The organism is Stakelama saccharophila, from assembly GCF_032229225.1.
Taxonomy (GTDB): Bacteria; Pseudomonadota; Alphaproteobacteria; order Sphingomonadales; family Sphingomonadaceae; genus Sphingomonas; species Sphingomonas saccharophila.
This window is the reverse complement of the sequence record NZ_CP135076.1, coordinates 3,027,269-3,043,728: the sequence shown is the minus strand read 5'-3', so window position 1 is coordinate 3,043,728 and position 16,460 is coordinate 3,027,269. Positions and strand designations below refer to the sequence as shown.

General features: G+C 64.3%; 9 protein-coding genes. 7 read left to right on the top strand and 2 right to left on the bottom strand.

Features of this window, described 5'->3' with window-relative positions; all coding sequences use genetic code 11:
* Positions 1-81: 81 nt before the first annotated feature.
* The 4 genes from RPR59_RS14195 to RPR59_RS14180 all read left to right on the top strand — a co-directional run bounded on the left by RPR59_RS14195 (position 82) and on the right by RPR59_RS14180 (position 8,340).
* Complete coding sequence (locus tag RPR59_RS14195) at positions 82-1,557, top strand: sulfatase-like hydrolase/transferase (protein WP_313915135.1); 1,476 nt, start codon at positions 82-84, stop codon at positions 1,555-1,557.
* Between the two features lie 117 nt (positions 1,558-1,674).
* Positions 1,675-3,672 (top strand): glycoside hydrolase family 2 protein, encoded by a 1,998-nt coding sequence (locus RPR59_RS14190; RefSeq protein WP_432280268.1) that lies wholly within the window; start codon positions 1,675-1,677, stop codon positions 3,670-3,672.
* Between the two features lie 161 nt (positions 3,673-3,833).
* Positions 3,834-5,339 (top strand): sulfatase-like hydrolase/transferase, encoded by a 1,506-nt coding sequence (locus RPR59_RS14185; RefSeq protein WP_313915131.1) that lies wholly within the window; start codon positions 3,834-3,836, stop codon positions 5,337-5,339.
* Positions 5,340-5,544: 205 nt separating this feature from the next.
* Positions 5,545-8,340 (top strand): TonB-dependent receptor, encoded by a 2,796-nt coding sequence (locus tag RPR59_RS14180; RefSeq protein WP_313915129.1) that lies wholly within the window; start codon positions 5,545-5,547, stop codon positions 8,338-8,340.
* A 234-nt stretch (positions 8,341-8,574) separates the two neighbouring features.
* Here the strand turns inward: RPR59_RS14180 and RPR59_RS14175 are convergent, their stop codons facing one another.
* Entirely contained in the window at positions 8,575-9,483 is a 909-nt protein-coding gene (locus RPR59_RS14175) for a formylglycine-generating enzyme family protein (RefSeq protein WP_313915127.1), read from the bottom strand.
* A gap of 507 nt (positions 9,484-9,990) precedes the next feature.
* Positions 9,991-10,938 (bottom strand): Gfo/Idh/MocA family protein, encoded by a 948-nt coding sequence (locus RPR59_RS14170; RefSeq protein ID WP_313915125.1) that lies wholly within the window; start codon positions 10,936-10,938, stop codon positions 9,991-9,993.
* Between the two features lie 864 nt (positions 10,939-11,802).
* Between RPR59_RS14170 and RPR59_RS14165 the strand changes: the two genes are divergently transcribed.
* From RPR59_RS14165 to RPR59_RS14155, 3 genes are all read left to right on the top strand, one after another.
* Positions 11,803-13,605, top strand: a complete 1,803-nt coding sequence (locus RPR59_RS14165) for an IlvD/Edd family dehydratase (protein ID WP_313915123.1) — start codon at positions 11,803-11,805, stop codon at positions 13,603-13,605.
* Between the two features lie 34 nt (positions 13,606-13,639).
* Positions 13,640-14,785 carry an aldose epimerase family protein gene (locus tag RPR59_RS14160; protein WP_313918539.1) on the top strand — a complete coding sequence of 382 codons (1,146 nt, stop codon included), beginning with the start codon at positions 13,640-13,642 and terminating at the stop codon, positions 14,783-14,785.
* A 78-nt stretch (positions 14,786-14,863) separates the two neighbouring features.
* The gene (locus RPR59_RS14155; RefSeq protein WP_313915120.1) at positions 14,864-16,459 is read left to right on the top strand and encodes a sodium/sugar symporter; all 1,596 of its coding nucleotides are present in this window, start codon (positions 14,864-14,866) and stop codon (positions 16,457-16,459) included.
* Position 16,460 lies beyond the last annotated feature (1 nt).

Sequence of the window (16,460 nt, the reverse complement as noted above, 5' to 3'; positions counted from 1 at the left end):
GGGGGCAAGACGATGACAGTTCGAAAAGGATGCCGGAAAAACGCGTTCTCTCGCAGCCGCGCAAAGGGAAGGGGGGCATTGTTGCGGTGCGCGCTGGCGTGCGCGTGCGCGCTTCCGGCGTTGAGCGGCGTGTCGGCGGATGCCGCGCCCGCCGCCCCGCCGCCGACGCCACAGCAGGCGCCCGTGCCGACGCCCGATGCCCGCCCGAACGTCCTGTTCATCCTGATCGACGACATGGGCTGGGGCGATCTGTCGATCATGGGCGACAAGAAGGTGCAGACGCCCAATCTCGACAAGCTGGCGCGCGACGGCGTGCTGCTGACCAAGTTCTATGACGCCGCGCCGATCTGTTCGTCTTCGCGCGCCGGATTCCTGACCGGGCGGTTTCCGGCCGAGGTCGGGTTTGTCGGCATTACCGCATCACGCGCGCGCAATGCGGAGACCGGACAGGCGAACTGGCTCGCCCCCCAACTGCCCAATGTCGCGCGCATGCTACAAGACGCCGGTTATGCAACGGCGCATATCGGCAAGTGGCATCTGGGCGGCGGGCGCGACATTGGCGACGCGCCCTGGCCGACCGCCTATGGTTTCGACCAGAGCTTCACGACCTTCGAGGGGCTGGGCCCGCGCGTGCTCGTGTCCGACAAGGAACGCGGGCTTGCCGAACAGTCGGACAAGCTAGGTCAGGGGCCGCGCTTCTGGGAGATCAAGACGAAGCTCACCCAGCTTTATTGCGACATGACGGTCGATTTCGTCGCGCAGCACAGCGACGAGCCGTGGTTCGTCAACCTGTGGTTCAACGACGTCCATGACCCCTGGGCGCCGGACGACGAGTCGCTGTCGGACGCGATGGGCAAGGGCACCAGTTCGGACGACGACCGCTATCTCGCCACGCTGGTCAAGATGGACCGGACGCTCGGCAAACTGTTCCAGCGGCTCAAGGACATGGGCGAGTTCGACAACACGCTGATCATCGTCACCTCGGACAACGGGCCGTCATCGCTGCAACGCTACTATCGCGGCGGCGAGCAGCCGCCGGGCAGTGCGGGCCATCTGCGCGGGCGCAAGTTCAGCCTGTACGAGGGCGGCATCCGCCAGCCGCTGATCCTGTCCTGGCCGGGGCATGTGAAGGCGGGGTATCGCGACGACACGACGGTCGGACAGGGTGTTGACCTGCTGCCGACCATCGCTGCGGTCACGGGGGCGAAGCTCCCCGACGGCGTTGATGGCACCGATCTGTCGCCGGTGCTCGAAGGGCATGCGGTGGCGGCGCGCCCGGACCTGTTCTGGGCCTATGGCAAGGCAGGAGCGAAGCGTCAGCCGCGAACCCCGGCCGATCCGCACGACGTATCGCCGCGTTACGCGGTTCGGGAGGGCGACTGGAAGCTGCTCGTCAATGCCGACGGGGTCGACCCGGAACTCTACAATCTCGCATCCGACCCGGTCGAGGCGCACGACGTCGCGGCGGAGAACCCGCGCGTGCGCGACAGCCTGCTCGGCAAGCTCGAGCGCTGGACGGCAAGTCTGGGTCGGGCGAATGGCACCGCGAACCGCTGACAGCGCGACCGGCGGGCGCGTCGCCCCGTCGCCAATGCCGCAGCGATCAAGGGGGCTTGCGCAATCGCGTCGCCATGCGCTATCGCGCCTAATTAATAATATATATATGTTGGAGAGATGGTGATCAAAAGGCTTCTGCTCGCCGGTGCGACGAGCATGTTTGTGCTTGGCCCGGCATCGGCGCTCGCGCAAACGGCACCACCAAGCCCCAAGAACCCCGCTGCCGGGTCGGCCGGCTTCACCCGGCCGGGGACGGTCGAGGCGGGCAACACCTATGTCGGGCCGATCCTCAGCAAATGGGGACGCGAGGTCACCGCTGAGAATGCGTGGCGCGATTATCCACGCCCGCAGATGAAGCGTGACGCCTGGCTCAATCTCAACGGCAATTGGGACTATGCGATCACCAAGGCGGCCGCCACGCAGCCGACCGAGATGGATGGCAAGATCCTCGTCCCCTTCGCGGTCGAATCGCGTCTGTCGGGCGTCGCCCGGCATCTGATGCCCGAGGATCGGCTATGGTATCGCCGCTCCTTCACGCTGCCGGCCGACTGGCCGGGCAAGCGGACGCTGCTTCATTTCGGCGCGGTCGACTATGAATCGACCATCTGGGTCAACGGCAAGCTGGTGGGAAGCCACAAGGGCGGCTTCGATCCCTTCACCTTCGACATCACCGACTTCCTTCAGCCGGGGGCGAACGAGATCGCCGTCGGCGTCACCGACCCGACGTCGATGCGCGATCAGCCGCGCGGCAAGCAGACGCTCGAACCGCGCGGCATCTGGTACACCGCGGTCAGCGGCATCTGGCAGACAGTATGGCTTGAGCCCGTGCCCGATCTTTACATCAAGGATATCCGCACGACGCCGGATATCGACAAGGGCGAGCTGGGCGTCGATGTCGCGCTGAATTCGATGGCGCAGGATACCGATGCGGTGCGGGTCACCGCGCGCGCCGACGGCAAGGTCGTCGCTTCGACCGTCATCCGCGGCAACCGGCACGGAACGCTTCGTATTCCCAATGCGCATCTGTGGTCGCCGGACGATCCCTATCTCTATGATCTGACCGCAGAACTCGTCTCGGTCGAGGCGCCGAAGCGCGGGAACAAGCGGCAACGGGGCGTGGCGCCGATGACCGATGCAGAGGCGGGGGCTTATGCACGGGCGAAGGTGACCGCAACGGGGCGCGACCGCGTCGATTCCTATTTCGGGATGCGCAAGATCTCGACCGGCACCGACCCGAAGACCGGCAAGCCGGCGCTGCTGCTCAACAACAAGCCGCTTTTCCAGAACGGCACGCTCGATCAGGGGTGGTGGCCCGGCGGGTTGTTGACGCCGCCGTCGGAAGAGGCCGCGCGTGACGACATCCTGTTCCTCAAGAAAGCCGGCTTCAACATGTTGCGCAAGCATATCAAGGTCGAGCCCGCCCAATATTATTACGATGCCGACCGCCTCGGCATGCTGATCTGGCAGGACATGCCGTCGGGCGCATTTGGCGACCAGTCGGTGCGCCGTCCAAGCAATCGCGAGGCGACGATGTCGTCCGAGGCGATGGCCGAATATCAGTCCGAACTGTCGCGGATGATCGGCGCGCTGCGCAATTTCCCCTCGATCGTAATGTGGGTGACCAACAATGAGGGCTGGGGCCAGTATGACGCGAAGACGGTCGCCCGCCTGGCCAAGGATATGGACCCCAGCCGGCTGGTCGATGCCACGAGCGGGTGGATGGATGTTCCGGGAGCCGAATCGGACGTTTTCGACATCCACACCTACGATCCTGTTCCCGACGCGCCGACTCCGCACGGCGACCGGCCGCTCGTGATCGGCGAATATGGCGGGGTGGGCCTGCCCATCAAGGGACATCTGTGGTTCACCGATCGCGACGCCCGCATCTATCAGTTCGCAAGTGATCGCGAGGATTATCGCGCCCGCTACAAGCGCAAGTTCGACGAGATCGTGCGGCAGGCGAAGGAAATCGGCCTTGCCGCGGCGATCTATACCGAAACGTCCGACGTCGAGGGCGAGCTTAACGGGCTGCGTACCTATGACCGTGCGGTGGAGAAACTCCCGGCGAGTGATTTCGCGAAAATGGCGGCCCCGCTTTTCAGCGACGCCGAATAGGACGGGCCAGATTCACACGGAGGGAAGGTCGGCCGCGCGCCTGCCGACAGCGCCTTCGTTCCATGACCGCCGAACTCGCCGAGGAGGATGCCATGCCTGCCGCACATCAGACTGCCGAAGCCCGTGCCCACCGCCGGCGCTGTAAAGGACGTGCCCGTCGCATGGCGATGTTCGCCGGCGCGGCGCTTGCCACCGTCTCGCTGTTCGGCGGCTCCGCCATCGCAGTGTCCCCGCCCGTTACTGCCGCGGCATCGGCCCCCCGCGCGCCGCAACCAGAGCAGGCACGGCCGAATATCCTGTTCGTCCTGATCGACGACATGGGTTGGGCCGACCTGTCGGTGATGGGCGACAAGAAGGTGCAGACGCCCAATCTCGACAAGCTGGCACGCGACGGCGTGCTGCTGACCAAGTTCTACGACGCCGCGCCGATCTGTTCGGCCTCTCGCGCCGGGTTCATGACCGGGCGCTTCCCGGCGGAAGTCGGCTTCTACAGCTATGAGGGTAGCCGCGAGAGCAACCGCGCGCTGGGGCAGGTCGACTGGCTCGACCCCGAGGTGCCGACGATGGCCCGGATGCTGCAGCGGGCGGGCTATGCCACCGCGCATATCGGCAAGTGGCATCTGGGCGGCGGGCGCGACATTGGCGACGCGCCCTGGCCGACCGCCTATGGTTTCGACCAGAGCTTCACGACGTTCGAGGGGCTGGGCCCGCGCGTGCTCGTATCGGACGAGGAACGTTTTCTCGCCGAGCAGTCGGACGAACTCGGCGAGGGCGCACGCTTCTGGGAGATCAAGACGAAGCTCACCCAGCTTTATTGCGACATGACGGTCGATTTCGTCGCGCAGCACAGCGACGAGCCGTGGTTCGTCAACCTGTGGTTCAACGACGTTCACGATCCCTGGGCACCGGACGACGAGTCGCTGTCCGACGTGATGGGCAAGGGCACCAGTTCGGACGACGACCGCTATCTCGCCACGCTGGTCAAGATGGACCGGACGCTCGGCAAATTGTTCCAGCGGCTCAAGGACATGGGCGAGTTCGACAACACGCTGATCATCGTCACCTCGGACAACGGGCCGTCGTCGCGCCAGATCTACTATCAGGGCGGTGATACCGCGCCCGGCAGCGTCGCGCATCTGCGCGGGCGCAAATGGAGCAACTATGAAGGCGGCATCCGCCAGCCGCTGATCCTATACTGGCGCGGCCACACGAAGCCCGGCACGGTGGACCGACAGACCGTCGGGCAAGGCGTCGACCTGTTCCCGACCATCGCCAGCATCATCGGCGAAACGCCTCCGGCCTCGCTCGAAGGGGTCGACCTGTCACCGGTGCTAACGGGGCATCCCGTGACGGAACGGCCGCCGCTCTTTTACGCCTATGGCAAGGAAGGCGCCCCAAAGCAGCCGCCGAGCCCCGCCGACCCGCATGACGTCGCGCCGCCGTTCGCGGTGCGCGACGGGGACTGGAAGCTGCTCGCCGAGGCGGGCGGAAATAAGCCCGAGCTGTACAATCTGGCGAGCGATCCGACCGAATCGAAGAACGTTTCGGCGAAGCATCCCGCGATACGCGACCGGCTGCTCGCCGAACTCCAACGGTGGCTCCGTGACCGCACCACTCCGGAAAAAGGCGAAGGCCTTGAAAGCGCACCCACGGACGGCGCCGGATAGGCGGCATCGCCGCTATCGGTGCGTCGAAGCCCTTGCGCCCCAAGCCGGCTGCAAAGCAGCCCTGGAGACTTGACCTTCGGCCGATCGGCGCTTGAAGCTGGACTCTCAGATTTATATGCTTTAAATGACTTGTAAAACAATCAGTCGGTAACGACGACATCCCGGCAAAAGCGCAAGGCCGGGAAAACAAAAGGGGAGGAACGGGATGCGTGCGAGCATATCCTTGTGCGGAACGACGTCGGCCATCGCATTGGCCCTGCTGTCGCAGCCGGCCATGGGGCAGACGGCCTCGGAAACACCGGAACAGCAAAAGTTGCCGGACGATCAGGTTCCAGTGGCGAGCGGCAACGAAATCGTCGTCACCGGCGTCCGACAGAGTTTGGAAACCGCGCAGGCGATCAAACGCAACGCAGATCAGATCGTAGACGTGATCGCGGCGGAGGATATCGGCAAGCTTCCCGACATCACCGCCTCGGCATCACTGGCGCGCATCGCCGGCATCCAGGTGACGCGCAATGCGGGCACGGCGCAAAATGTTCGTATCCGCGGGCTTCCCGATGTATCGACCACGTATAACGGCCGCTCGATCTTCACCGGCTCCGGACGCAACGTCGCCATCCAGGACTTTCCCGCGGCCAGTGTGGCGCGCCTCGAAGTCTATAAGTCGAGCACGGCCAATCTGGTGGAGCCCGGCATTGCGGGCCAGGTCAACGTGGTGTCGCGCAAGCCATTGGATTTCAAGGGGTTCAAGCTAGCGGGTTCCCTCAACATGCGCCATTTCACCCAGTCGGGCGATGTCGACTGGAACGGTAACCTGCTCATCAGCGATCGTTGGGACACCGGGATCGGCGAGATCGGCGTGCTGTTGAACGGCAATCTTGCCTACACCGATTTCATGGATTCAATCCGGCAACAGAGCCAGGTGATCCAGGTCGCGCAGCCGAGCCAGACGGATTCGCCGGGCTTTCGATTTCCCAACTCCCAGGCCATCATCATCAATCAGGGCCATCGCTGGCGGCCCTCGGTCAACGCCGCCGTGCAATGGCGCCCGAGCGGCGATCTCGAACTCTACGCGGATGGTCTGTTCCAGGGCTATCGCGGGCGCGATCGCAATCGCAACCTCACGTCGCCGCTGCTCGATACCGGCGCGGATCTAGGCGGTCCGATCCGGTTCGAGGACGTTGTTCTCGAGGACGGCACCAACCAGGCGCAAGGCTTCACCGCCGTCGGCGGCCGACGACCCGAAGGTCATAACGACGCCTTCAACGCCAACACGAATACCTATCAGGTCGGCGGCGGCGCCATCTATAACCACGACCGGTTTCATGCGTCGACGGACGTCGCTTATTCCCAAAGCACCTATTGGTACGACCAGGCGAATATCGACTTCGCCTTCGCGCGTACGCCGGTGCGCGACGTCGAGTTCGACAGCAACAGCGCCGATGGCGGGCCGATCTTCGGTTTCCGCGACTTCAATCTCGCCGATCCGGAAAATTTCGTGTTCCGCGGCCTGTACGAGCATCGCCACGTGTCCAAGGGGCACGACGTCCAGGCGCGTCTCCACCTGCAATACGATATCGGCGCGGGCTTCCTGGAAAATATCCAGGCGGGAATCCGCTATGACGATCGCACTTCCAGCGTGCGAGACGGCACCCGCTATCAGAATGTCGAGGCGCAGCACATCCTCTATCCAGAACTCCCGGTTTCGTTGTACAATACGACGCCCGGTTTCGCCTTTGGTGGCACCGGAGGCATCTTGCCCCGCACATGGATAAGCCCGCGCCCGGAGAGCATCTTCGAGAATCTGGGCGAGTTGCGCGACATCGTCGGCTTTCCCGAGGGGCCGACGCCGTACAATCAGCTCAACACCTTCGATGCGAACGAAAAGTCCTATACCGGCTACGCCCAGGTGAAATACAATGTCGATATCGGCTTTCCCGTCGACGGATTGATCGGCCTGCGCGCCGTCCGCACCGAGGATAGGCTCGACGGCATCAGCCGCAATGTCGAGCCCGACCCGGCCGGAGGCGGGGATGTCGTGACGTTCACGCCTGTGACCGATCGCAACGGGTTCACCGACCTGCTGCCCAATTTCAGCGCACGGCTGAAATTTCGCGACGATCTTCAGTTGCGGGCGGCCTTCACAAAGACGCGGACCCGCGCAGCCTTTGGCCAGCTCAATCCCTCGCTCAACATCGCACCGCCGCAAGGTGTCTGCGACGCCGACTCGCCGAATTACGATCCGGAAAACTGTGTCCGGACGGGATCGGGCGGAAATCCCGATTTGAGCCCGATCACCTCGGACAATTACGACCTAAGCCTGGAATATTATTTTGCCCGGACGGGATCGTTGACGCTGGCGCTGTTCCGACACGACGTGACCGGCTTCATCTCCAGTTTCTCCGCGGTGACCGACGATCCCGAACTGGGGCGGCTGCGGATCACGCGGCCCGAAAATGGCGGCAAGGGGCGGCTGCAGGGGCTCGAAATGTCGTTTCACACCTTTTTCGACCTGCAGGTGCTGCCCAAATGGGCGCGCGATTTCGGCGTGAACGCCAATTACACCTATATCGACCACGGTTCCGAACTTCCGCCGGAAGGGCTCGGCCAATATCTGCCGGGGCTGCAGCCCGTCGCTGGCGTCTCCAAGCACACGTTCAACGTCGCGGGATACTACGAAACGCGCACCTTCTCGGCGCGGCTGGCATATCATTACCGTTCGCGCTTCGTCTTCAACTACACGCGCGTGAACAATCCCGGTCTTCCCGAGGGGCCGGGACCGGGGATCGTCAGTCCTGTCATGCAGGACGGGCGGGGCATTCTTGACTTCTCGGCCGGTATTACGCCCCAGCCGAACGTCACGATCGCGCTCAACATGTCCAATCTGTTGGCCACCCCGCTTTCGCGGGATCGCGCCTATGACCAGACCGGTGCGCGCTTTCCGACATTCGTAGAATATCTGGAGCGCACCGTGTCGCTGGGCGTCCGGTTCCGGTTCTGACGGGCGATCGACTGCGGGGACGGCGGAGACGCCGTCCCGCCACATCTTTTCGCGACGCGGCCATTTTCTTTCGGGCGAGTAGCGTCGAACAGTGCCTGAATCTGCTCTGTGACCGCGCGAAGGCGCGTGCGCGCTATTGTCGGCATCTTTCCTGGAATATGGCTCCAGTGATCTTATGCCGGCGGCCGGTCCAAAGGCCCGGATTGCGCTCCCAAGCTGGTGCGCCTCCCGCCTTCAGGCCCGCTTGATGCAGCGAAAGCCGATATGGCTGGTCGAGGTGTCGATCGTTTCGGGATGGCGCGCCGCGGGGCGATAGCGCTGGCAGTAATTCGCCGCGCACAGGTGCGATCCGCCTTTCACCACCTTGCGCGGTATCGTCACGCCCAACGCCGGATCGTAGCTGTCCCGTTCGCGTCCACCGCGCGGGTTCTGCGGCATGCAACAGCTTTTTGGGGCAGGCAGTGCCGAGCGCGTCGCATACCAGTCGCTCGTCCATTCCCAGACATTGCCGATCATGTCGTACAGCCCGAAACCATTGGCCGGGAAGCTCTTGACCGGCGACGTGCGCTCCCAGCCGTCGAGCTTCTGATTGGCGAAGGGAAACAGTCCCTGCCAATAGTTGGCGAGCATCGCGCCGTCGGGCGCCAGCTCGTCGCCCCAGGCATAGTCCTTGCCGCCCAGCCCGCCGCGCGCGGCATATTCCCATTCGGCCTCAGTCGGCAATTCCTTGCCCGCCCAGGCGGCATAGGCTTCGGCATCGCCGTATGCGATGTGGACGACCGGATGATCGTCGAGTCCCTCGATCGTGCTGCCGGGGCCCAATGGATGCCGCCAGTCGGCGCCGAACGAATAGTGCCACCATTGCGACGCGTCGCTCAAGTCGACCGGTCCGGAGGTCTTGCGGAACACCGCCGATCCCGGCCGCGCCATTTCGGCAAGCATGTCCGGATAGTCCGCGGGGTCCGGTGCGGTCTCGGCCACCGTGACATGGCCGGTGGCCTCGGTGAAGCGCGCGAACTCAGCATTCGTCACCGGGGTTTCGTCGATCCAGAACGAATCGACGCGAACCGACCGCGCCGGCATTTCCTCGGGATAGAAATTGTCCGATCCCATGGTGAAGCTGCCGCCTTCGATGAAGCGCATCGAGGAAGCGGACCGGGTATTCGAAACGTGCAAGGTGGGAAGGCCTATTTCCGGTTGGCGAGTTGTTCACGAAGCAGCGGCGTCATCTCGTCCATCGCATCGGGATGTTTGGGGACATCGCGTTCCCCAATTATGCCGTGGATTGTCACCGGGGTAAACGTCACGTAGCGCCCGGCTTTCATTGTCCCACATATATATGACATATATTACGGGTAAGGTAAAGAAGGCGAAGCTGGTGAACCGGGCGGTTCAACTGATCGTCGCAACATTCCGGAGGTTGCGCTGGGCATTCGAAAGCGGCGTTCGGATCGATGGGTGGCCGCCATCGGTCACCTGGTCAGCCATCGGGGGTAGAGGGCCGGGCGAGCGTCAGCCCCCGGATCGCCTCCGGGCTATCTTTGCCGCGAACCCGGCCCTGTACCGTTTCCCCGTCTTCTTCGTTCCCGTCGCATTTCCTCAGGTCGGGATGAGTTTGACATCCTGTGCAAGTTTCCGGGAGCGCCTCGGTCAGAACGCAAAGGCGGGGCCGGTGCGTCGGGCGCCGATGAGGAAAGCGTCGGCTACGAGTTCGAACGGCCGGATGTCGATATCCTGCTCGCCGCCGGCGACGAGTTCGGCGAACCGCGCGTAGAGCCGCGGATATTCGGCATCGGGAGCCCTGACCGGCGCACCGCCGGGAAGACGGAGGATGTTTCCGCCCATGGCGAGCCTCAGCGTGCCCTGGTCGGTATCGACCTCGATGTCCCAGGTCTGCGGTCCCGTCTGGAGGAAATCGAATTCGGCACGGACGGGGGCCGCCCCGCTGCGCATCTCCAGCTCGGCCCTGAGTGGTGAGGCGCGGTTCTCCGGCACTTCCATCGATGCCGATTCGAGGATGACCGGGCCGGGCAGGATCCGCGTCGCGATCGACAGCGCGTTGATGCCGGGGTCGAACACCCCGAAACCGCCGGCGGCGAGAATCCATTCCTGCCCCGGATGCCAGCGGCGGATATCTTCCTTCCAGGTGATCCGTACCGCTTCGACACGCCTGCCCGCGAGCCATTTCCGTGCCGGTTCGACGCCCGCTGCCTCGCGCGAGTGCCATGTGGTGAACAGCGTGACGCCGCGTGCGCGCGCCTGCTCGGCGAGCGTCGTTATCTCGCGGATCGTTGCGGCGGGCGGCTTTTCCAGCATGAGATGGAGGCCCGCGGCGATGGCGGCTGCCGCCTGGTCGAAGCGCCCGCCCGGCGGCGTGCACAGCGAGATGGCATCGAGCTGATGCCCCCCGGCGATCAGCGCATCGATGTCGCCGTGGCTTGGAATCCCGTCGACCTGCGCGTTGCGGCTCGCCGTCGCGACGAGTTCGAACCGGTCGTTGTCGACGATCGCGGGAAGGTGCTGATCGCGCGCGATCTTTCCAATCCCGACAAGTCCGAGACGAATTTCCCTGGAAAGATCCGGGCGAGCGCTTTCCATGATCCTCCACCCCCAAATTATAAGATATATAATCTTTCGATTAGCGGAGGATGGCGCCGGACGCAACCGGCGTTCGTGTATCAGCTTCGGACCAGGCCGGTCACCGGTTTCGATGCGTTGCCACGGCGAACGTGTAGCAGCGGTGCGTTGCGGATCGACCGCCAGTGCCTGGGCCCTGGCGATGACGGCATCGAGTGCTATCGCCGGCCGCGGGTCGCGTTTCTGGTACAAGTGCGGAATCCAGGCCGACCAGTCGAATACCCGCCGCCCTTACTCCGCCGCTGACGAGCATCGCCGTCGACGCGGTCTCGTGATCGGTATCCTGAGTTGTCGCTTCCAGCCGAATGACGCCGAGACCAGCTTCGAGCCGAACCCGCGAGCATCGGCGCGGCCGCCGATCGCAGCGCCGAACCGCGGCGCCCGTTCGCCCGGCGCAGCAGCAATGTGCTGCACTGGCCGCTAAGCGATAACCATTCCCGCGATTTGCCGCGGTGATTTGGTCCATTGCGCATTTGTGATCGGGCCGACCGCGAAGTGCTGGACGCCAATGTGAACTCCGCCTACGCGGTTGATGTTGCCGCGACGAAATCTTGCTTTGACACTTAAATCATATTTATATACGCCTCCTGGCAGAAGCGCAAGATCGAGGGAGGGCGTTCGGTATCGGTTGTAAGCGATGTCCCGCGTCCGGGCTTTGGCATGTCGCGCCCGGTGGCTTTTCGGGGCCGCTCGAAACGAAGAGCGGCGCTCGGCTTTCAAATGCGATGCTTGCGTCTGAATTCCTGAAACGAGGCATAGCGGTGTATTGTACTGGATATACGAGCCTATTCCGGCCTCTGGCGAATTCCGTCCGGGAGCTTCGGAATGGCTGAAGCTGGAAAATCCCCTTCCCGTCTGCGTTCGCGTGCGTGGTTTGACGATCCGGGGAATCCGGACATGACGGCGCTTTATATTGAGCGATACATGAATTACGGGCTGAGCCTGGAGGAGTTGCAGTCGGACCGGCCGATCATCGGCATTGCCCAGACGGGGAGCGATCTGGCGCCGTGCAACCGGCATCATCTGGTTCTGGCCGATCGGGTGAAGCAGGGCATTCGCGATGCCGGCGGCATTCCGATCGAGTTTCCGGTGCATCCCATCCAGGAGACCGGCAAGCGCCCGACGGCGGGGCTCGACCGCAATCTCGCTTATCTGAGTGTGGTGGAGACGCTGTACGGCTATCCGCTCGACGGGGTGGTGCTGACCATCGGCTGCGACAAGACGACGCCGGCCTGTCTGATGGCGGCGGCGACGGTGAACATCCCCGCCATCGCCCTGTCGGTGGGGCCGATGCTGAACGGGTTCCACAAGGGCGAGCGGACGGGCTCGGGCACGATCGTGTGGAAGGCGCGGCGGATGCTGGCGGCCGGCGAGATCGACTATAAGGGCTTTATCGAGCTGGTCGCGTCGTCGGCGCCGTCGACGGGCTATTGCAACACGATGGGCACGGCGACGACGATGAACAGCCTGGCCGAGGCGCTGGGCATGCAGCTTCCCGGCGGGGCGGCGATTCCGGCGCCCTATCGCGACCGGCAGGAATGCGCCTGGGCGACCGGACGCCGGATCGTCGAGATGGTGGCGGCCGACCGCAAGCCGTCCGACATCATGACGCGTGCGGCGTTCCTGAACGCGATCCGCGTCAATTCCGCCATTGGCGGCTCGACCAACGCGCCCATCCACCTGATCGCGATCGCGCGGCACATGGGCGTCGAACTCGACATCGCCGACTGGGAAGCGCACGGCCATCACGTGCCTTTGCTCGTCAACCTGCAGCCGGCGGGCGAGTATCTGGGCGAGGATTATTACCGCGCCGGCGGCGTGCCGGCGGTGATGGGCACGCTGCTGCGCGCAGGGATGCTGGACGGCGCGGCGATGACGGCCAACGGCAGGACGGTCGCGGACAATTACGGCGCGGCGGCGATCGAGGACGAGCGCGTCATCCGCCCGCTGGACGATGCGCTGAAGCCCGATGCCGGGCTGATCGTGCTTTCCGGCAACCTGTTCGAGGCGGCGGTGATGAAGGCGAGCGTGATCTCGCAAAGCTTCCGCGACGCCTATCTCTCCAACCCGGACGATCCGGAAGCGTTCGAGGGACGCGCGATCGTGTTCGACGGGCCGGAAGACTATCACGCGCGCATCGACGATCCGGCGCTCGGCATCGACGCGAAGAGCATTCTGGTCATCCGCGGCGCCGGGCCGGTCGGCTATCCGGGCGGCGCGGAGGTGGTGAACATGCGCCCGCCGGCCGCGCTCATCCGCGCCGGGGTCGATGCGCTGCCGTGCATCGGCGACGGGCGGCAATCGGGCACGAGCGAATCGCCGTCGATCCTGAACGCCGCTCCGGAGGCGGCGGTGGGCGGCGGCCTGGCGCTCCTGCGCACGGGCGACACGATCCGCATCGACCTGAAGCGCCGCGAGGCCAACATGCTGGTGGACGCGGACGAACTGGAACGCCGGCGCGCCGGCCTGGCGACGGTGGAGGCCGATGTCACGCCCGCTTCGCAGACGCCGTGGCAGGAGATCCAGCGCGGCATCACCGGCCAGTTCGATACCGGCGCGGTGCTGGAACCCGCGGTCAAATATCAACGCATCGCACAGACAAAGGGCCTGCCGCGCAACAGCCACTGATCGCGCCTGCGTGAACAAGGAGAGAGAGTCGATGATGAAGAAGCGGACGATGGCGGGCACGGCCCTTGCGCTGATGGCCGTGTCGGCAACGGCCGGCGCCGCACAGGCGAGCGAGGTGAGCAAGCGCTCCTTCGGCACGCTGCCCGACGGGCGCACGGTCGAGGCGGTGACGCTCAGCAACGATCACGGCGTGTCGGCGACGGTCATCACCTACGGCGCGGCGCTGCAGGCGTTGATCCTGCCCGATGCGCAGGGCGAACCCGCCGACATCACGCTCGGCTATTCCGACATCGAGGATTATCTGGAGCAGCCGCAATATTTCGGCGCCACCGTCGGCCGCTTCGCCAACCGCGTGGCGCGGGGCACGTTCGTCATCGACGGCAAGACCTATCACACGCCGCTCAACGACGGCGACAACACGCTGCATGGCGGCACCAAGGGGTTCGACAAGGTGCTGTGGGACGTGGTCGGCACCAGGGACGACGATACCGCCAGCGTGACGATGCGTTATGTCAGCCCCGACGGCGACATGGGCTATCCCGGGAAGCTGACGGTCAATGCGACCTATGCGCTTGACGATCACGACCAACTGACGATCACCTACACCGCGACGACCACCAAGCCGACGGTTGTGAACATCAGCAACCACAGTTACTGGAACCTGTCCGGGGAAGGATCGGCGAACGGGGCGATGGCCGATCTGCTCACCATTCCCGCGGACTATTACACCCCCACCGACGCTACCGCGATTCCGACCGGCGAATTGCGAGCCGTCGAAGGCACCGTATTCGACTTCCGCAAGCCGAGGGCCATCGGCGCGCGGGTGCGGGATGGCGACGATCCGCAGATCGTCTATGGTCGTGGCTATGACCATAATTTCGTCATCGGTCGCAAGGTCGCCAAGGACATCCATCTGATGGCGAAGGTGCGCGACCCCGCATCGGGTCGCGGCTTCGAACTCTGGTCCAATCAGCCCGGCCTGCAATTCTACTCGGGCAATTTTCTCGACGGTACGACGATGGGCAAAGCGCGCAAGATCTATCGCGAAGGCGATGCGATCGTGCTCGAACCGCAGCTATTTCCCGACACGCCGAACCAGCCGAAATTCGGATCGGCCCGGCTCGATCCGGGCGAAACCTATCGCAACGTGATCGTCTACAAGTTCTCGACCGGCAAGTGATCGGCCGTCCGTCGGCGCTGAAGGGTTGAACGAGATCGGTTCTCCGGGCCGCGCGCGCCGGGGCATCAGGAGAGTGGAATGAAGCTGGCAACCATCGATCTGATCGTCGTGATCGTCTACGCGATCGGCATTTTCGGGCTCGCCCAGTGGGTGAGCCGGGAAAAGGCCGGGCACGAAAAGGATTCGAGCGACTATTTCCTCGCGTCCAAGAACCTGCCCTGGTGGGCGATCGGCGCATCGCTGATCGCGGCGAACATTTCGGCCGAACAGATCGTCGGCATGTCCGGCTCCGGCTATGCCATCGGCCTGGCCATCGCGTCCTATGAATGGATGGCGGCGCTGACGCTCCTGATCGTCGGCAAATTCTTCCTGCCGATCTTCCTGCGCAACGAAATCTACACCATGCCGCAATTCCTGGAGCAGCGCTTCGGCACGCGCATCCGCACGCTGATGGCGGTATTCTGGCTGGCGCTCTACATCTTCGTGAACTTGACCTCGATCATCTGGCTCGGATCGATCGCCGTGACCGAGGTGACGGGGATGAACCAGGACCTCGCGCTCGTCGTGCTCGGCAGTTTCGCGCTGCTCTATCAGCTCAAGGGCGGGCTGAAGGCGGTGGCGCTGACCGACATCGTGCAGGTCACGCTTCTGGTGCTGGGCGGCCTGATCATCGCCTGGCTGACCCTGTCGAAGATCGGCGGCGATGCCGGCGTCGTCGCGGGGTTCGGCGAGCTGACCCGCCGCCTGCCGGGCCATTTCGACATGATCCTGTCGCGCGACAATCCTTATTTCAGCGACCTGCCGGGGATCAGCGTGATCGTCGGCGGCATGTGGATCGCCAATCTCAGCTATTGGGGCTTCAACCAGTATATCATCCAGCGCGCACTGGCGGCCAAGAGCCTGCCCGAGGCGCAGCGCGGCGTGGTGTTCGCCGGCTTCCTGAAGCTCTTGATCCCGGTCGTCATCGTCCTGCCGGGCATCGCCGCGGCGGTGCTGGCGCCCGACCTTGCCAAGCCGGACGAGGCCTATCCGGCGATGATGCGGCTGTTGCCGGCGGGGCTGCTGGGCCTGGTCTTCGCCGCGCTGATCGCCGCGATCATCGCCTCCACGGCATCCAAGATCAATTCGATCGCGACGATCTTCACCCTCGATCTCTATGCCAAGTACCGCCGCATCGAGACCGAAGCGGAGGACGCGCACGGCCGCAGCCGGCAAGAGCGCCATCTCGTGCTCGTCGGCCGCGTTACCGCCATCGCCGCCATCGTCATCGCCATGCTAACCGCCCGGCCGCTGCTCGGCAGCCTCGACCAGGCGTTCCAGTATATCCAGGAATTCTCCGGCTTCGTAACGCCGGGCATCACCGTCATCTTCCTGCTGGGGCTGTTCTGGCCCAAGGCGACGGAGAATGGCGCGCTGGTCGGGGCCGTTGCCTCGGTCGTGCTGTCCTATCTGATGTACCTGTTCGTGCCGGACTTCCCGTTCATGAACCGGATGCTGGTCGTGTTCTTCGTCTCGCTGGCGCTCGCCATCGTCGTATCGCTGGCGAAACCCGCCGCGCGCGAGAGCAACCGCATCACCATGGAGGGGGTCCGCTTCCGCACCTCGACCGGCTTCAACATCGCCGCGGTGATCATTATCGCGATCCTCATCGCGCTCTACGCGACATGGTGGTGAG